15 protein-coding genes and 3 pseudogenes are annotated in these 16,950 nt (G+C 69.5%); 13 read left to right on the plus strand and 5 right to left on the minus strand.

Annotated features, from left to right (window positions below):
* The first annotated feature begins 158 nt into the window (after positions 1-158).
* The 6 genes and pseudogenes from ACFVVO_RS32995 to ACFVVO_RS33020 all read left to right on the plus strand — a co-directional run bounded on the left by ACFVVO_RS32995 (position 159) and on the right by ACFVVO_RS33020 (position 4,454).
* Entirely contained in the window at positions 159-1,481 is a 1,323-nt protein-coding gene (locus ACFVVO_RS32995; protein WP_390059912.1) for a UDP-glucose dehydrogenase family protein, read from the plus strand.
* A 195-nt stretch (positions 1,482-1,676) separates the two neighbouring features.
* Positions 1,677-2,011 (plus strand): annotated as a pseudogene (locus tag ACFVVO_RS33000) (hypothetical protein); the annotation flags it as partial.
* Positions 2,012-2,483: 472 nt separating this feature from the next.
* Positions 2,484-2,651, plus strand: coding sequence for a hypothetical protein (locus ACFVVO_RS33005; protein WP_390060083.1), 168 nt, complete (start codon positions 2,484-2,486; stop codon positions 2,649-2,651).
* Complete coding sequence (locus tag ACFVVO_RS33010) at positions 2,648-2,806, plus strand: hypothetical protein (RefSeq protein WP_390060084.1); 159 nt, start codon at positions 2,648-2,650, stop codon at positions 2,804-2,806. The genes ACFVVO_RS33005 and ACFVVO_RS33010 overlap by 4 nt, the downstream gene beginning before the upstream one ends.
* A 19-nt stretch (positions 2,807-2,825) precedes the next feature.
* Positions 2,826-3,170 (plus strand): hypothetical protein, encoded by a 345-nt coding sequence (locus ACFVVO_RS33015; protein WP_390059913.1) that lies wholly within the window; start codon positions 2,826-2,828, stop codon positions 3,168-3,170.
* Between the two features lie 273 nt (positions 3,171-3,443).
* Positions 3,444-4,454 (plus strand): NAD-dependent epimerase/dehydratase family protein, encoded by a 1,011-nt coding sequence (locus tag ACFVVO_RS33020; RefSeq protein WP_390059915.1) that lies wholly within the window; start codon positions 3,444-3,446, stop codon positions 4,452-4,454.
* 94 nt (positions 4,455-4,548) lie between these two features.
* On the opposite strand, the gene ACFVVO_RS33025 is transcribed toward ACFVVO_RS33020, so the two are convergent.
* Positions 4,549-5,424 carry a glycosyltransferase family 2 protein gene (locus ACFVVO_RS33025; protein WP_390059916.1) on the minus strand — a complete coding sequence of 292 codons (876 nt, stop codon included), beginning with the start codon at positions 5,422-5,424 and terminating at the stop codon, positions 4,549-4,551.
* Between the two features lie 86 nt (positions 5,425-5,510).
* Between ACFVVO_RS33025 and ACFVVO_RS33030 the strand changes: the two genes are divergently transcribed.
* Entirely contained in the window at positions 5,511-6,224 is a 714-nt protein-coding gene (locus ACFVVO_RS33030) for a transferase (protein WP_390059918.1), read from the plus strand.
* A pseudogene (locus tag ACFVVO_RS33035) lies at positions 6,106-6,384 on the plus strand (hypothetical protein); the annotation flags it as partial. The gene ACFVVO_RS33030 and the pseudogene ACFVVO_RS33035, both read left to right, overlap by 119 nt.
* Before the next feature lie 73 nt (positions 6,385-6,457).
* Here ACFVVO_RS33035 and ACFVVO_RS33040 read toward each other — a convergent pair.
* Both ACFVVO_RS33040 and ACFVVO_RS33045 read right to left on the minus strand, forming a co-directional pair.
* Positions 6,458-6,600 (minus strand): annotated as a pseudogene (locus tag ACFVVO_RS33040) (transposase); the annotation flags it as partial.
* Positions 6,601-6,702: 102 nt separating this feature from the next.
* Entirely contained in the window at positions 6,703-6,999 is a 297-nt protein-coding gene (locus ACFVVO_RS33045) for a hypothetical protein (protein WP_390059920.1), read from the minus strand.
* Between the two features lie 593 nt (positions 7,000-7,592).
* On the opposite strand from ACFVVO_RS33045, the gene ACFVVO_RS33050 reads away from it, so the two are divergent.
* On the plus strand, positions 7,593-9,272 hold the full coding sequence (locus tag ACFVVO_RS33050) for a zinc-ribbon domain-containing protein (RefSeq protein ID WP_390059921.1): 1,680 nt from the start codon (positions 7,593-7,595) through the stop codon (positions 9,270-9,272).
* An 877-nt stretch (positions 9,273-10,149) separates the two neighbouring features.
* Positions 10,150-11,091 (plus strand): hypothetical protein, encoded by a 942-nt coding sequence (locus tag ACFVVO_RS33055; protein ID WP_390059923.1) that lies wholly within the window; start codon positions 10,150-10,152, stop codon positions 11,089-11,091.
* Between the two features lie 99 nt (positions 11,092-11,190).
* On the opposite strand, the gene ACFVVO_RS33060 is transcribed toward ACFVVO_RS33055, so the two are convergent.
* Both ACFVVO_RS33060 and ACFVVO_RS33065 read right to left on the minus strand, forming a co-directional pair.
* Positions 11,191-11,430, minus strand: a complete 240-nt coding sequence (locus ACFVVO_RS33060; RefSeq protein ID WP_390059924.1) for a hypothetical protein — start codon at positions 11,428-11,430, stop codon at positions 11,191-11,193.
* 9 nt (positions 11,431-11,439) lie between these two features.
* Positions 11,440-11,643, minus strand: a complete 204-nt coding sequence (locus tag ACFVVO_RS33065) for a hypothetical protein (protein WP_390059926.1) — start codon at positions 11,641-11,643, stop codon at positions 11,440-11,442.
* 572 nt (positions 11,644-12,215) lie between these two features.
* On the opposite strand from ACFVVO_RS33065, the gene ACFVVO_RS33070 reads away from it, so the two are divergent.
* The 3 genes from ACFVVO_RS33070 to ACFVVO_RS33080 all read left to right on the plus strand — a co-directional run bounded on the left by ACFVVO_RS33070 (position 12,216) and on the right by ACFVVO_RS33080 (position 16,926).
* Complete coding sequence (locus ACFVVO_RS33070; protein ID WP_390060073.1) at positions 12,216-14,078, plus strand: ABC transporter ATP-binding protein; 1,863 nt, start codon at positions 12,216-12,218, stop codon at positions 14,076-14,078.
* A 95-nt stretch (positions 14,079-14,173) separates the two neighbouring features.
* Positions 14,174-15,658 (plus strand): NUDIX domain-containing protein, encoded by a 1,485-nt coding sequence (locus ACFVVO_RS33075; RefSeq protein ID WP_390059928.1) that lies wholly within the window; start codon positions 14,174-14,176, stop codon positions 15,656-15,658.
* Complete coding sequence (locus ACFVVO_RS33080) at positions 15,655-16,926, plus strand: protein-L-isoaspartate O-methyltransferase (protein ID WP_390059930.1); 1,272 nt, start codon at positions 15,655-15,657, stop codon at positions 16,924-16,926. The genes ACFVVO_RS33075 and ACFVVO_RS33080 overlap by 4 nt, the downstream gene beginning before the upstream one ends.
* Positions 16,927-16,950 lie beyond the last annotated feature (24 nt).

Consider the following 16,950-nt stretch of genomic DNA (forward strand, 5'->3'; position numbering starts at 1 on the left):
TGGCTCCGACCGGGCCCCCCCACATCTTATCATAACTTTATTCGTGCTCGGCTGTAAATACCCACCCAACTTTACTAGGCGCATTCTTACCGGCTTTTCGGGGGGTGGGGCCGATGGTTTTTGGCCCCCCCACGGCACCAACCGACAAGGACAGCAAGATGCGAGTTTCCGTGATCGGCTGTGGTCACCTCGGCATCCCGCACGCCGCGGCGATGGCCGAGCTTGGCCACGAGGTCATCGGCGTGGACGTCGACCAGACCAAAGTCGGCCGGCTCAACGCCGGCGAGTGCCCCATCTACGAGGTGGGGCTTCCCGAGCTGATCGCACGGCACACCGCGAGTGGACGTCTGCGGTTCACCACCGACATCCGCGAGGCCGCAACCTTCGCCGAGCTGCACTTCATCGGCGTCGGCACGCCCATCGACGCGGACGGCCGCTCCTACGACACCCGCCAGGTCTACGGCGCCATCCGCCAGCTCGCCCCGCACCTTGACCGGCCGTGCACGATCGTCGGGAAGAGCACGGTCACCGTCGGCACCACCAGCCAGGTCACAGCCCTCGCCCAGCGCCTCGCGCCAGCGGGGCAGGCCGTCGACATCGTGTGGAACCCCGAGTTTCTGCGCGAGGGGCACGCGGTCGAGGACACCCTGCGCCCGGACCGCATCATCGCCGGTCTCACCACCGCCGAAGGTGAGAAGGCGATCCGCGCCGTGTACGCCCCCATCCTGGACACTGGCGTCCCCATCTTCGTTACCGACCCGCCGACCGCCGAGCTGGCCAAGGGCGCGGCGAACACCTTCCTCGGCTTGAAGATCAGCTACATCAACGCCGTGGCCGACATGTGCAAGGCCGCCGGAGGCGACGTCACCCAGATCGTGGACATCCTCGGCATCGACCCCCGCATCGGTAGCGGCGGTATGCGACCCGGCATCGGCTATGGCGGCGGCTGCCTGCCCAAGGACGTCCGCGCCTTCACCGCGAGCGCCCGGCAGCTCGGCGCCGAGAAGGCCGCCACCCTTCTGCTCGCTGCCGAGAAGATCAACGAGAGCCGTACCAGCGTCGCCCTGGAACTCATCACCCACGCCCTGGGCGACCGGCCCATCAGGGACGCCCGGATCACCCTATGGGGCGCGGCGTTCAAACCCGGCACCAACGACGTCCGGGAGTCCCCCGCCCTCGCGCTGGCGCAGGCCCTGCAGCGGGCCGGCGCGCACGTCACCGTGCACGACCCGCAGGCCGTGCGGACCGCCATGCAGCGCAATCCCGAACTCGACTACACCGACGACCTGGCGCAGTCGGTCGACGGCGCCCACGCCGTGGTGCTGGGAACCGAGTGGCCCGAATACCGGCAGGCCGACCCCGAAGCTCTCCGGGACAGCGTGACAGACCCGCTGATGGTCGACTGCCGCACCACCCTCGACGCCGCTCGCTGGCGCTCCGCCGGCTGGACCGTGCACCAGATCGGGCGGCCCGAGAAGTAGTCCCGGACCGGACGTACGGCATTGCTCGTCTGGCCCCCCCGAAGCCGCTTCGGGGGGCCACTGCTGCCGCCCCGCCGCTACCGCGCAAGGGCCCCAAGAGGAAACGGCCTGGACCTGTCCGCGCGGCCGCCTACGCTCGAACGCATGAGCAGCCCCATGTCGCTGGCCGCCCTGGAACCGGTGCTGAAGCGGGACAAGGAACTGATGATCAGCGGGGCAGTCGGCACGCTGTACGTCATGGTGAAGGGCAGCGACTGGATACCCGGATGCATCCTCGTCGACGGTGCCCCACAGGCAGTCGGACTCACCCGCGGGCAGTTGCCGCCCGGCTGTTCTGCCCCCAGGTGGTCACGGACACGGGCGCGAAGCTGTCCAAGTCCCTCATCCGAGAGGGGTGCGCACCCTTGCCTGACGGTGCGGCCCCCTGGATGCTCGACACCCGAGAGTGGCCCGGCTCGTTGGGTGAGTACGTCGACCGCTTGCTCAGTCTGACGGACGTATTACTCGCCGACCCCCGCCACTTCTTCCGGCTTCCCTGGCGCCCGTTGCTCGCCGCACGCGCCGCGATCGGCGGGCGCCCACAAAAGAGACCGGACCACCCCTCAGCCTGGACAGCGATCCGGGGTGGTCCGGTCGAGGGAGTCCCTGGTCAGGGCCCCGGTGCCGATGGTACCGGGGTGGTCGGCGTGCCCGAACTCGGGTGCGGCTGCAACCCCCTGCCCCATCGCGAAGTTAGAGCGGGTCACAGTTGCAGCTCGGTCGGGACCTGCACCACCAAAAGTCAGCCACGGCGGCGGGCTCGCCGAACGAGCACCCGTCACGTGTGTCTCCAGCAACCCCCCGCCGACCTCAGCCACACTTCGGTCCGTCCGACCGCTGGCCGCTGGTCGTGCTGCTCATCGACGAAGCCCACACCTACTTCTGCGACAAGGGCAGCGACCCGCCGAGGGGGCGCAGCAGATCCTGAAGTCCCTCAACGCCGACCACGAGTCCCCGGCGTTCATGGCCGCGTCGCTGCAGTACAGCGAGGACTGGCAGTGCTTCACCGGATTCCCGGTCGTGGCCCGCTGGAGCCTGGAGCAGGACTCGCCCGCCCTGTTCGAGGAGGGAAGCCGCACCGGTACGCGACATGTCTGGGGCGGCCGCACAGCATCGCACTGCCGGCGGTGACGACGACGGAGCCGCCCGGCCCCTACTGGCTGCGCCCCTTCCGCGGTGACCGGCTCGTCCCGCCGACGGCGCTGGGTGAGCAACTCGACCTGTTCCAGCCCGGCCCGACTCCGCACGAAGCGGTGCTCAGCTCCATGCTGAGCACGATCTCGTGACACGGAAGGTGGTACGCCAATGACCGCCGCCACCCGAGCGCCGACCGCATTCGCGGGCATCTCAGCCGACTACATCCGCCGCACCTACGAGGAAGTATTGGGAGACGCCCGGATCGGCCCCCCGGCCCCGGGCGACGAGAAGCGCGCGCGTCTTACGGCCAGCCTGCTCATTCAGCTCCGCGTACTCCTCGCGCACCTCGAAGCCCGGGCAGGTGAGATACCCGGGGAGACCGGCAAGACCGCCAAGCACGTCATGAGCCGCACGCGCGAGACCCTGGCCCTGGGTCTCACCGGGCCCAGGCCCCCCACCAACTTCACGACATGGCATGCCTGGCCCGGTCGCTGCTTGAGATGTGCAGGCTAGCGGCCGTCCTTTCGCCGGGCCGCGCCCAGCCGCCGGACATAGAGACTCCGTTGCCGCACGACGCCCCCTGAGCGTGCAGCAACGGGCAAGACGCCCGCAGCAGCCCGGCCGGGTACTCCCCCAGGTTGCTGTGGGACAGACTCCGCCCGTCCTTGACCAGGCAGTCGGCGCGGGCGGAGACCGGCGCTGGGGTTCCACCCCCCGTTGGGCCCCAGCGCCGGCACGCACCTGTGCGCGTTCGAGTCGCACACCTCACCACAGACGGAGGGCACTGTGCACGACACCCAGTTAACGGAACTCGCGGGCCAGACCGTACTGGTCACTGGCGGCGCCGGGCTGATCGGCAGCCGGATCACCAACTACTTGCGGCAGATCGGAGCCCGTCCGATTGCCCTGTGCACGTTGGACGCCTACCCGCGAGCCACCTACCGGGACCTGTTCGGCGTCGACCCCGCGGACCCTGGCGTCGTCGTCGGCGACGTCCAGGACGCGGCCCTGGTCAAGAAGGCCGTGGCCGACGCCGACTATGTGATCCACGCGGCCGCGCTCGCCGACGTCGCCGCCTGCACCCGCGAGCCCATGGCAGCGATCCACAACAACATCACCGGCACGCAGGTACTTCTCGACGCGGTCGCGGCCTGCGAGCGGATCCGCCGCCTGGTGTACGTCTCTTCGGCCAGCGTCTACGGCAACGGCAACCCCGACGACTGGGCGCGCCCCTGCGACGAGTTCCGGTCGGTGCGGGCCCTGCTGGAATCGGTGTACGGGCGGGTGCCGCCGCAGTTCCACGAGCACGCGCCGCTGCGCCCGATGTCCGTCTACGGCAACACCAAGGCGTGGGGGGAGACGCAGGCCGCGCTCACGCTGGGCGCGGTGGGCTCCTCGTACACGATCGTCCGGTACTTCTCCGTCTACGGAGATCCGCAGGTGGTCAAGGAGAACAGCCACTCATGGGTGGTGGCCTGGTTCGCCACCCGGGCCGCGCTGGGGCTGCCCCTGCACCTCAACGGAGGCGGCCACCAGATCCGGGACCTGGTCCACGTCGATGACATCGCCGAAGCCACCGTGCGGGCCCTGATCGCGCCCCGCGCCCACAACGAGACGATCAACATCGGGACCGGCACGCCCACCAGCATTCGGAAGGTCGCGGAGCTGGTCACCGCCCGGTACCCGGGGACTCGGATGGTGGAGACGCCGATGCCGCCCGGTGACCCGCTCGGTGGGTACGCCGCCATCAACCGCATGGACTCGGTCCTCGACCTGGCGGCCCACGATCACCGTTGAGGAAGGAGTGGCCCGCTATGCGGACTGGCTGAGCCGGACCCCCGGCGCCATCCCCGGGTGGCTGCGGTCCGAGTCCGAGGCCGCTTCCGCCTGATCAGATGACCGGCGGCCGGCCAAGCCGGGTCATCCGCCACACCGTGGCCCAGCGCATCGGCCGGCGGGGCGGGCACGGGGTACGCACGCCTTCGGCGAACCCTCCGAGCCAGGCCCGAAGCCCCGCCACCGACCGCATTCGGGCCACGGTCAGCACAGCCCACACACCCAGGTAGACGGGAACGAGGGGGGCGGGAAGGTGCCTTTTGGCGAGCCAGACCCGGTTACGGGCAACCATGCGGTAAAAGACCGCGTGCCGGGTCGGCGACGTCCACGGATGCTGAAGGACCAGCTCCGGCGCATAGAGCACCTTCCAGCCCACATCCAGGGCCCGCCACGCGAGATCGGTCTCCTCGTGCGCGTAGAAGAACGGCTCCGGCCAGCCGCCGATCTGATCCAGCATCCGCATGGACAACCCGTGACCGCCGCCCAGGAACGTCGTCACCAGCCCGCCCCGCGTCGGGTCCGTTGCGCGCAGGCGGGGGATGTGGCGGCGCTGGGTGCGGCCGCGTTCGTCGGCGATACGGAAGCTCACGATGCCCAGCCGGTCATCCGCCGCGTACAGCTGCGTGAGCCGGGTGAAGACGTCCGGGCTGATCAGCAGACCGTCATCGTCCAGGTCCACCACCACATCGACGTCCCCGAACTCCCGCAACCGCGCCATAGCGGCGTTGCGGCCGCCGGAGACCCCCAGGTTCTCCGGCAGCTCGACACCGGTCACCCCCTCGGGCAGGGGCGGCAGCGGCGAGCCGTTGCCGACGACCACCACCCGCGCGGCGGGCGTGTCCTGCCCCGCGACCGACGCGAGCAGGTCGGCAAGCTCGGCGGGCCGATTGCCCATCGTCAAGATGGCGACGCCTAAGCGCGGGTGATGCACGGATGAACTCCCCGTTCCTCGGTTCCGGTGCCGGTGATGCTAGCCGCCGCCGGACCGGCCACCGACCACCTACCGGAAGCCTCTCGATGCCCACCCTCCGCCTCGGCAACTACCTCACCGCCCCCACCAGCGACATGCTCGCCGGCACCCCGTACGGGAAGATCGAGGAGACGGACCTGTCCGACTTCCTCGCGGCCTGGGAGAACTGGCACGCCCAAGCCCTGACCCAGCTCCCCCACCGCATCCACCCCACCGCGCAGATCCACCCGACCGCGATCATCGGCGACGACGTAATCATTGGCCCCGGAGTACGCGTGTGGGAGTTCTCCACCGTCCGCACCGCTTCCGTGCTGTGCGCCGGCGTATCAGTCGGCTTCAACTGCGAAGTCACCCGCACGTTCCTCGGCGAGCGGACCATCCTCGGCCACCGGATCGGCGTGAACCGCACCCTGGTCGGCGCAGACGCCCACCTGTCCGCCAACGTGACCGTCGCGGCCATCAGCCTGTGGAGCCCCCACATGAGCAACCCCGAACGCGAGATCGTGCTCCGCGCCCCCGGCGGCCTGTACCGCTGCGGCACACCCCAGTTCGGCGCCCTGATCGGTGACCGCGTCCAGACCGGCAACAACATCAGCCTCGGCCCCGGCGTCGCAGTCGGCCGTGACTGCCGGATCGCCAGCGGTGTCACCCTCGCGGCCCGCTCCATCCCCGATCACAGCGCCATCACGGCACCGCACACCGCCGACGCCCACGTTCGCCAGCGGGCCGCCCAGCACGGGAACGCGCCCGCATCCGCATGACCCCTTCCCTCCAACCACCAGGAATCATGAACGGACAACCGGCACAGCCCACCATCGACACCCACGTCATCGTCCGCGACGGCGGCAGGATCAGCGAGGCAGCCCGTACGGCTGCGGTCGCTGGCATCTGCCGTCGGGGAAGCTCGACCAGGGCGAAACCCTCACCGCCGGGGCCGCCCGCGAGCTGCTCGAGGAGACCGACGTACGCGCCGCCCCCGACCGGACTGGTGAGTTGGCCGCGCAGACGGTTGATCCTGCGGGTGCAGTCCGCGTTCAGGTCGGCCCGGCGGCTGGTAAGGACCCGCAGCTCGATGGCTTGTTCGTCGTCCGACCGCAGGACTGTCAGGTCGTGACGCATCCGGGCCTGATCGTCGATGACGTGTGGTGGCTCCGCCGTCCGTGGCCGCCACCAGCACAAGGACTGGCGCGAACGCGTCGCCGACTGGCACCGCAAGGTGCTCGCCGCCCTGGGCCGCCCTCATGAACCGCCGCCTGGCTGCACAGCCTCATCAGTGCGCTGTTGTGTCGGCAGGGTGAACCTCCCGGGCTTTTCCTCCACCAGCCAGCCCCGTTCCACCGGCCTCTTCAACCGGGCTCTCGCACCCTCGACGCGTGAGGCGGAGGCGAACCTGATTCCATCCAGGCCTACATCTCCGCCCACCTGCAGCAGTCGCAGGAGTTCACCATCCTCATCGACGACGACCGCGCCCGCGAAGCAGCCGACTTGGTCGGAATGAAGATCGACGGCGACGAACTCGTCGTCACCCTGGTCCACTGCACCTCCGAGCCGATCCCGGCGGCCGGGTGGCCGACCTGTACGAGCTGTGCGGCCAAGCCGTCCGCGGTGCAAAGTGGCGACAGGACCACCTGGGCCCGCTCCTCGACCACCTGGACCGACGCGCCAGAAGCTTCCGAGCCCGCACCGGAGTGTCGCCCTGGGCCGTCTTGCCGGGGAAGGTTCGAGGGCGGCTGATGCTGGTCGGGATGGAGGGTGAGGCGACGTGCTCGTCGCGGGTGCGGCTCCATCTGGTCAAGAACCGCGGATGGGACTTCCTGCACGGCGGTAACGTACCGGTACTTATCCCGGGCGGCTGCCTCGTACCGCCGGTCGTCGTCTTGGCGGACATCCCTCTGGTGTACAGCGGGGATGGGTCGTTCGATGGCTCGGCGGGAGCAGACGTCACCAGTACGTCTGGGGCAGCACTTGCAGGGCCCAAATGGGAACATGGTCCGGTGAGCGCTACCCCCTCTAAAAAGTCGGCCCAGCGTTGTTCCGATCCTGACTGTTCACAGTCGGCCGCATACCGCACCCGCTCACGCCCCGCATGGTGTGACGGTTGCATTACCAAGATCCTCCGCGTCGGCGGCTTGGAGCCGCTGGAGCCGTTTACCAAGCCGAAGGCCTGGCGTCTGACGCGCTGCTTGAACTGCAGGGTGGAGGCGCACTACCGGTTCGAGTACACCCTGGAGAAGAACAACACAGGGGAAGCGACATGCCGTGCCTGCTTCTGGACGGCGTGGGCTGCGGAGCAACGTCGGGCGCAAGGGGCGCACGCGAACCTGGTTCCGATTCCGGCCTCTGATGCGCAGCAGATCGCGGAGGCTCACGGCTACGACTATCTCGGGCCACTGACCAGCCCGTCGCTCACGGACGATCCTCATCACGTCCGGTGCCGGCACTGCCAGCGGGTGAGCGCAGATCGTCTGGGCGACATCGAGTTCGGGTGCACGTGTCAGGTCAACCCTGGCCGCAGCGCACAGCAAGCCGCAGCTGGTCCTCGCAACCTCGCCAAGGACTGCGGACTGGGCGTGCTTACGTGGTGGGATCACGAGAGCAACACGACAGCAGACTGGGAGACTGCCACAACCCGGTCCACGCGAGAGGTCTACTGGCGCTGTCCCGACTGCGGACTTCAGTTCACCAAGCGGGTAAGGGACATGGTGAACCACAGGTCGTGTCCCAGCTGCGAACCCGGGCAACGTGCTGTACAGAAGGCCCGCGATGAGCGTTACAGGGCTACGCCCGTTGCCGACGTGCCGTTCCTGCTCGAAGCGTGGACTGACGGGGCTGATCCGCGCAGCGTGACCGTCGAGATTGGTGGCCCCGCGCGCGACTTTCGATGCCCGCAGGGCCACGCCACTCGTATATCGCCCTACATGTACCTCCACCTGGACTGCCCATCCTGCGCTGAACCGGACCCTGTCGACGAGCTGCCCATCGTCACCGGCGAGGACACCGCGCCGTACCGGCTCAATCCTGAGATTGTTGCGCAGTGGCACCCGACCAAGAACCGCAACAAACAGGTTGCGACGGTTTCCCCGGGATCACGAAAGAGCGTCTGGTGGCGAGAGCCGAGCTGCGGCCACGAGTGGCAGGAGAGCCCCTGCAAGCGTGACCAGGGTCAGCGCCTTCGCTGCCCGCAGTGCCGCACCATCCTCGACTCGCTCGCGTACCACTTCCCAGAGCTCGCAGCCGAATGGTCGCCGGGCAACCCTTTGTCCGCCTGGCAGGTGCGCCCAACAGGCCAGACCCAGTTCATCCCCCTCTGGATATGCTCCAGGACTCCCGAACACACCTGGCAGGCCTCCCTCCCGTCCAGGAGCGCAGGCAGCGGCTGCCCAGAGTGCCGGGAGCATGGAAAGTCCCGTGTGGAACTCGAGTACCACAAGGCCGCCGCAAAGGCGTTCGGTCGCGCCGCGTCCGGCCAGTCGGTTCGCCACGCAGCGTTCACGCGACGCTCGCACTGGCTTGTCGACATAACTGCCGAATTGCCACAAGGGCGCAACCTTGCAATCGAGTACGACGGCAGCTATTGGCACGCCAACAAGGCCGAACTCGACGTTGAGAAGTCGTACGACCTGCTCAGGGCTGGGTACCTCGTAGTTCGGCTACGCGAACATCCCCTGCCTCCGCTGCCGATCGACGACCCCGGCTACACCGAGTTCGTCGTTTATGCGACGGCCCCGACCCCGGAAGCGACGACAGAGCTCGTCAAACAGTGGGCGGTGACCCGACCCATCTGTGGTAGTCCTGGCGTTGCCGAGTAGTCACCGGCCGATCCTCGTTGCTCCGCACTGTCGGGGAGGGAAGAGTCCTGACTGGCGTTGCGGTTGCGTCCGCGGAGCGTGGGCTCGACGTGGTAGTTCCGTGGGGGTCATGTTAAGCGGCATCCTCGAGTGCTGCGGCGGTCTCAACCGCTCCCTTGTTACAGGGCGGTTGGGGCTCCTAGGAGCGCTGAGCGAGGTCCTGCAAGATGCGGAGGGCCTTGCAGGGTCATGGTGAAGCCGCGCCGCCCAGTTGTTGCAATCCGCCTCCCCACGGCGACTAGCCTGACCTCACGCTCAAGCTTCGCACGCTGGTCGAAAACGGCACCACCGCCGTGTTAGAGCCCGTGTTCCTGGTCCTGAGTAGGGCCGTTCCCTTTCCGGTGCCCGCGCCGCAACCGCGCGACGCCGTACCCAGCCGCCCGTCTCATCGAGGCGCCAGCCAGCCTCGATCGGACGTCCCTCCATCGCCTGCTTGATCGCACCTTCCTTGAGCGCAGCCACCGCAGCGGCCAGGGTTACGGATGGCCGCTCCCTGGAAATGGCCTGTACGAGTGCCGGGAGATCGGCCCGCTCGGGAAGTTCCGGCTTCTTCGTCGTGGAGGGTGACTTCCGGCGCAAGGTGGAGCTGGTGACGCCGGAGACGGCCGCGCGCCTAGCCCGCCGCAGGGGGGCGAGGCCCAACGAGTCCTGAGCCGCGGGGTTCGACAACGCTTCACCGCTCGCCCCCGACCGCAGGCATGGGGGTTCTTTGTCGTACCCTGCGCGTTTCTTGCAGTGGTGCCAGTCGCCTGGCGCGCGCGTGCCTCGCCAACTGGGAGGCCTTGAGACCGGATCAATTAGGTATGCCGGAAGACGTCTGGTGTCTACCGTTCTACGCATGAACGACGTCATGCCCGAGGGCGACGCGATACGCCTTTTCACCGTTCCGATCACCGAGGAGCTCGCGGGGGAAACTGCCGCGATCCTGACCCGGTTCCGCGAACTTGCGGACGACGGGCTGCGCGTGGAGGACCTTGAGGCATTCGAGCAGAACACCACCTCCCTGTTCCGCAGGGAGGCAGCGGCGCTCGGTGCCCTCAGCGAACCGCTGGGCACCGAGCGTCAGAGCCTTCACGGCATGTTGCTGCAGACCGCGGACCTCACGAAGGACAACGCGCTCGACCACGTACGCGCTCTGGAGCACGACATTCTCATGCAGCCGCCACCGGTGTGGTCGCCGCTCACCCTCAGCCGAGTCGTGCTGGAAGGCGTGCTCTTCACCGAATACCTCTTCGACCCCACCATCTCCCTGAACAAGCGTCTCGCCCGCCTCACGGGGATGTGGATGACCGATGCCCTCCACGCCCAGAAGCAGGCGGAGGCCATCGGTCCCGAGGATCAGGCGAAGGCCGCCCAGATGCTGGCCTATGTCGAAGACTGCTTGCGCAAGTGCCAGGCCGTCGAACGACGCAACGGTAACGGCAAGCTCATCGGCTACATCATCGACGGCGAGACCGCGCCCATGGATATCAACATCACCGAGCGCGCGTCCAAGGCCATGCCCGCCTGGCTCCCCGCGCCGTACCGATTGACGTCCGGAGCGGCGCACAACCGGCCATGGATGATCGGCCGCGCCAAGGACTCGGCTAACGGGGACGGGCTGGCCGGAGAGGCGGCCACGGTGGTGGCCGCGGCGATGGTCGCCATGGGATCCGTCGAGACAGTTGTGAAGGTCTGCGGGGAATACTTCGGAGTGCACGTCAGCGAGGCCCTGCGGCAGATGGAGGAGGAGCGCAAGGCGTTCTTGTCCAGGGCGATCGAAATCGCGCACCCAGGGTAAGGCGAAGAGCGCAGGCGCTTGGCGCCGGCCGGGCCGTCCCGCGATGCTACGACGATCAGCGTACGCCGTCCTCGTACGTGCGCCGCTTCACCCGGTGGCTCACGGCGCCGCGGACGGCCCTGTCGTCCAGTGGTCGAGGTAGCCGTTTTCCTCGCCGCAGACGTTCCATGGCGGTTCCAGGACCGCGCCGTCCTTGCAGACGGCCGTGTTGCCGTGGGTCGACTCGGGGTCGTCCGGTCCCACGGCGATGGTGTAGACGATGCTCACGGCTAACACGAGGGCGAACAGGACCAAGCCCACGAGTTTCAAGCCGACGATGGCCTTGATGATGTGCTCCACGGTCGGCACTCACCCGCCGATGGCGCGGATGTCTAATTCGGGCGGGTCGCGGAGCTCAATGTCGTTGGCCCCGATACCCTTCGTCTCCGCGATGTACGCCAGGGTTTCTGCGAGCAGGACGGGCGGGGTCTCTGTGTCGACGAACGAGCCCAGCCACTCGCCGGTGTGCCTGTTGTAGGCCAGCTTGCGGGTCGCCGCATTCGAGCCGTTCACGCCGGGCCCGCCCACAGTGAGGCCGGTGCCCTGCGCGGCCGAATGGCTCGCTCATCCCGATCAACAAGGTAGGGACGCCTGACCCTTTCCCGCCCCTCCCGCCCCGCTCACCCGTCCCAGGCCGCCGCCTTCGTGCGCCACGGCCCGGTCCGTGCTGTCCGCAATCCCCCGAAGGAGTGACACGACCTGATCGAACGAGTTTGAACGGCGACACCCCGGAAACCGCACGGGCCGACCCTGGCATTAGAACTCGCGTTCGCCGAATGCCCTCCATTGGGCCGTGACGGGACCGAATCCGCCGCGTTTTTAGAGCATCAGTGCCACACCGACGCTCAGACGGAGGACGCCATGCACCCCACCCTCGCCCCCTTGCAGCAGCCTCCCGGAATCGAACGGCGGTCCAGCCCGTTCACGCACAGCGTTGACGGCGCACGTATCTCAGAACGCCCGGATACGGGGTGGGCGGTATGAGTGAGCCCACCGATGCATCAGCCGACAACGTTCCGGGGCCGCGCACCACCACCGTGCCGTCCCCCGCCCCCTCCGCCACCGCGCCCGCGCCCGAGGCGCAGATGCGGTACGTCGACCTGACTGGCAGCCGCGAGGCAGCTGGCCGCTCGATCCGCATGCGGGACATGGCCCACCGTCTGCCGCAATTAGTGCGTCGCTCGCTGGCTCTCGCCTGGCGCGTCGACCGGCGGGCGACTGTCGGCCTGCTGCTGTGCCAGCTGGTCACCGGCGTGATGCAGGCCTTGGGTCTGGTCGCCGTTGCCGGCACCCTGACCGCCCTGCTGCGCGAGGGAGACGTCTACCACCGCCTCGTTCAGGCGTGGCCCTCGGTCGCCCTGCTCGCCGGGGCCGCGGGCGTGCGCGCGCTCCTCGGCATCACTGTCAACTGGCTCTCCTCCCGGCTGGGCCCGCTGATGTCCCGTGAGGCCGAGCAGATGTTGCTCACCGGCTGCGCCGAGGTCGAACTGTGCGCGTACGACGACCCCGACTTCAACCGCGACCGTGAGGCCGCCGACCGCGGCGCCCAAGTTACCGGCGACCTGATCAACGAAGGCCAGGACCTGATCGCGTCGGCCGCCGCCTTCCTCGCCGGGGCGATCGTCCTGGCTGGCGTGCACTGGGTGCTTCTCCCCCTCCTCGTCGCCGCCAGCCTCCCGCAGGCCCTCGCCCAGGTCAGCGCCGCACGCGTCCGCTACCTGGCCAACCTCCGCAGCAACGGCGACAACCGGATGCTGTCGGTGCTGCGCTGGCACATCTACACCAAGGACGCTGCCGACCAGATCCGAGCCGGCACCATGGCCGACTTCCTCTCCGGCCGCTACCGGGACACCGTCGCCCGGATCAACCGCGAGGACCGGGCCGCGGCCGACCAGGGCGCACGGATGTCCCTGGTCGGCGCGGTGTGCGGAGGGCTGGGGTCGGCGGTGGTGTGGGCGGCGGTCGTGTGGCTGCTGGCGACCGGCCGGATCACCGTCGGACATGCCGGCACGGCCGTTTTTGCGCTGCAGACCGTCGGCATGGCGGTCCGCGGCCTGGTGGCCGTCGGCGCCCGCGCGGTGCGGACCGGGCTGTACATGGACGACTGGACCGGCTTCCTCGACAAGGCCGGCGGCTTCCGCATGCGCCGCGGCCCGCATCACCCCGCGGCGCCGGAGACGATCGAGGTCAAGGCGGTCACCCACCGCTACGCGGGCAAGGACCGCGACGCCCTGTCCGGCGTCTCCCTCACTCTGCGCCGCGGCGAGGTAACCGCGCTGGTGGGCTTCAACGGCTCGGGTAAGTCGACGCTGTCGAAGCTGGTCAGCGGTCTCTATCTCCCCACCGATGGGCAGGTGCTGTGGGACGGCGTCCCCACCGGTGACTGCGACCCGCAAGCCCTGTGGCGGCAGGTCGCCCTCGTGCCGCAGGATTACGCGCACTGGCCGTTGACCGTGCGCGAGAACGTCACCCAGGGCCAGCCCACCGCGCGCGGCGACGCCGCGGTCCGTGAGGCGTGCGAGGCGGCCGATGCCGACGAGGTCGTCGACAAGCTCCGCGCCGGCCTGGACACGCTCCTGGCCCGCGAGTGGCTCAACGGGGAGGAACTCAGCGGCGGCCAGTGGCAGCGCATCGCCCTGGCGCGGGCGTTCTTCCGCCCAGCGGGTCTGCTGGTCCTCGACGAGCCGACGGCCAACCTCGACCCGCGCGCCGAATTTCGCATCTTCCAGCGGCTACGGACCCTCGCCGAGGACAGGGCGGTACTGCTGGTGACCCACCGCATCACCAACGTGGCCATCGCCGACCGCATCGTGGTCCTCGACGAAGGCAAGATCGTCCAGGAGGGCACCTACGCCCAGCTCTCCCAACAGCCCGGTTTCTTCCAGCAGTTGCTGTCCTACCAGATCACGTCCGAGCCGGACGGTGACAAGCACGAGGCCCCCGCGTGAGCCGCCCCGGCGCCGCCTCCGCGCGCCCCGCCGAAGCGGCCGCCCCCACCGCCGCAGACCTGCCCGCCCCTATCCTGCCGTCCCGAGGTGATGACATGCCGCTCCCCCGCTCCCACATCCGCAGAACCGCCGAGGCGTACCTGACCCGGCATCCGCACGAGCGGGACTGCCTCGCCGGGCTGATGTCCCTTCTGGACGGCGCCGACGACCCGGCCGACCGTGCGACGCTCCCCGGCCACGTCACGTGCAGCGCGGCCGTCATCGACCGTGAACAGCGCGTGCTGCACATCGGCCACCGCGGCACAGGGCTGCTCCTCAACCCGGGAGGCCACGTCGAGGGGGATCGGACGCTGCTGGGCGCGGCGCTGCGGGGAGTGTGCGAGGAGACCGGCCTTCGGCCGGGCGACCTGTGCCTCACCCCGCAGTTCCTCGGTGCCCCGATCGACATCGACGTCCACGACATCGACGCCAACCCCGCCAAGGGCGAAGGCGCGCACCACCACTTCGACTTCCGCTTCGTCTTCTACCTCGTGCCCGAGCAGCACCCCCGGCTCGCCTTGCAGGACGACGAGGTCTCCGGCGCCCGCTGGCTCGACTTCGCCGACGTCCGCTCCGGCACTTTGCGCGCCAAGCTCCTGGACGCCCGCGACCAGGGTCTCGACGGGAGGCCGGAACCCGTCAACGCCTCCGCGCTGATCCACGACGGCCACGGCAGATACCTCCTCCACCTGCGCGACCAGCGTGCAGGCATCTGGGCCCCGGGCACGTTCGCACTCCTCGGCGGCGGCCGCACACGGGACGACGCCAGCCTGGAAGCGACCCTGCGGCGCGAAGTCAGCGAGGAAGCACCAGGGCTGGAGGTGGTCGATCTTGCGCCCTACGCACTTGAGGAGGCGACGGGCGTCGACGGCCTCGCGGTGCCGATTCAAGTCTTCCAGGCCCGCTGGAGCGGCGACCCGGAGACGGTGGACCTGCACGAGGGCGTGCTGCTGCGGTGGTTCACCCCGAACATGCTCGAGCGGCTGAACCTGAGCCCCGGTCTCGGTGACCTGATCCGCCGGCACGCCGCCGAGCATCCCCCCGCCGGCAGCCCCCCGCCCCCGACCCGGCTGCTGCGCGACGAGGCGCCGGAGGGCACCGAGCTCCACATCGTCGGTGTCCACCTCTACCTGGAGGACACCCACGGCAGGATCCTCCTCGGCCTGCGCCACCCCGACTCGGCGTACGCGGGCAGTCTGTGGCACTTCCTGGCCGGGCACTGCGAACGCGAGGAGGCGGTCAGCTGCCTGGTCAGGGAAGCCCAGGAGGAGGCCGGGCTGGTCATCGAGCCGGACGAACTCGAGCTCGTGCACCTCGTCCACCTAGTGGACTCGCCGTCCGCCCGCCCTCGGATCGGCCTGCTCTTCCGGGCCCGCACCTGGTCCGGCTCCCCGGCCGTCCGGGAGCCCGACCGGTGCGTGGAGTGGCGGTTCTGGAACCCGAAGGACCTCCCGGCCGACGTCGTGCCCTACACCCGCCAGGCGATTGAAGGGGTGCTCGCCGGGCGCCTGTACTCGCAAACGGGGTGGGACCGGCGATGACGACCCTGCACACGAGCCCCGCGACCCCCGGACCGGCAGCGCGGCCGGCCGACACCGCCCCGCTCGCGGTGGATCCGGCTGCCGCGCGGGCGGCGATGGTCGCCGAGCTGGAGGAGAAGCATGGGCTGCGGCCCGGGCCCGTGCGCGACGCGTTGCTGGCGCTGCCGCGCGAGGTGCTGATGCCGCAGGCGTACGTGCGGCGCAGCGCGCCGGGCGAGGACCCGCCGCGGTGGGACCTGCTGGACTGGTCAGCGCCCGAGGACCGCTCCGAGTTGCTCGGGCTGCTCTACGGCGGGGGCAGTGTGCTCGTCCAGCACGACGGAGAGCCGCTGCTGGGCCGGGCACGCGGGACGCGCTCGGGTGCGTCGATCACGTCGATGTCGACGGTGATGGGCCTGACCGCCTCCCTGCTGGAGGAACTTGAATTGTGTTCCGGTCAGCGGGTGCTGGACGTCGGCACCGGGGCGGGGGTGACCGCCGCGGTCGCGTGCGAGGTCTGCGGCGACCGCGGCGTGGTCACCCTCGACCGGGACCGGCATCTCACCGACTCGGCCGCGGTCCGGCTGGCCGACCTGGGGTTCCGGCCGCAGGTCGTGTGCGGCTCGGGCGAACAGGGGGTGCCAGGGCTGGAGTTTGACCGCGTCTTCGTGTCGTACGCGATGCAACGCGTGCCGACGGCGCTCGTCGAGCAACTCGCCCCCGGCGGTCGGCTCCTCGTGCACATCACCAGCGCGTCACCGTCGTGGCCGGGCCTCGCCGTCGTCGAGCGCACCTCCGACGGGCGGATCGCGGCGGAGCTGCGGGCCGTGGAGTTTGCGCATCGGGCGGGGCACAGCATGAAGCGGATCTGGCTGAACGAGGACTTCCGCAAGCGCATCAACGCCGAGCCGGGCACCTGGACCCAGCGGAGCATGCTGGCGCCGCCCGCCGATGCCGACCGGGGCCTGTGGCTGGCCGCAGACCATCTCCTCGGCGGCCTGGTGCGGGACTTCGGCGTCGAACACCTGGTGATCGGCGCTCCCGACTGCGGCTCGTGGCTGCGCGTCGAGCCAGTGGGCCACCGGCGCTGGAACGTCACCACCCGGGGGCCGCGCAACATCTGGATGGAACTCCAGGACCTGAAGGCCCGGTGGCAGGCGGCCGGCAGCCCCAGCCGCTACCGCCTCCACGTCGGTCCGGACGGCGGCCAACGGGCCGCCTCGGCGTGCGGCCTTCTGTCCTGGCCTCTTCCCGCCCTCCGCCCGATCAACGAAGGATCCGCCACGTGACCTACCCCGACGACGACCTTGCGG

The organism is Streptomyces sp. NPDC058145 (assembly GCF_042884245.1).
In the GTDB taxonomy this organism is placed as follows: domain Bacteria; phylum Actinomycetota; class Actinomycetes; order Streptomycetales; family Streptomycetaceae; genus Streptomyces.

What these genes read in the sequence shown, in the direction of transcription:
- ACFVVO_RS32995 (WP_390059912.1), top strand. Translation starts at nt 159, where the DNA reads ATGCGAGTTTCCGTGATCGGCTGTGGTCACCTCGGCATCCCGCACGCC.
- ACFVVO_RS33005 (WP_390060083.1), top strand. Translation starts at nt 2,484, where the DNA reads ATGGCCGCGTCGCTGCAGTACAGCGAGGACTGGCAGTGCTTCACCGGA.
- ACFVVO_RS33015 (WP_390059913.1), top strand. Translation starts at nt 2,826, where the DNA reads ATGACCGCCGCCACCCGAGCGCCGACCGCATTCGCGGGCATCTCAGCC.
- ACFVVO_RS33030 (WP_390059918.1), top strand. Translation starts at nt 5,511, where the DNA reads ATGCCCACCCTCCGCCTCGGCAACTACCTCACCGCCCCCACCAGCGAC.
- ACFVVO_RS33055 (WP_390059923.1), top strand. Translation starts at nt 10,150, where the DNA reads ATGAACGACGTCATGCCCGAGGGCGACGCGATACGCCTTTTCACCGTT.
- ACFVVO_RS33070 (WP_390060073.1), top strand. Translation starts at nt 12,216, where the DNA reads ATGCGGTACGTCGACCTGACTGGCAGCCGCGAGGCAGCTGGCCGCTCG.
- ACFVVO_RS33075 (WP_390059928.1), top strand. Translation starts at nt 14,174, where the DNA reads ATGCCGCTCCCCCGCTCCCACATCCGCAGAACCGCCGAGGCGTACCTG.
- ACFVVO_RS33080 (WP_390059930.1), top strand. Translation starts at nt 15,655, where the DNA reads ATGACGACCCTGCACACGAGCCCCGCGACCCCCGGACCGGCAGCGCGG.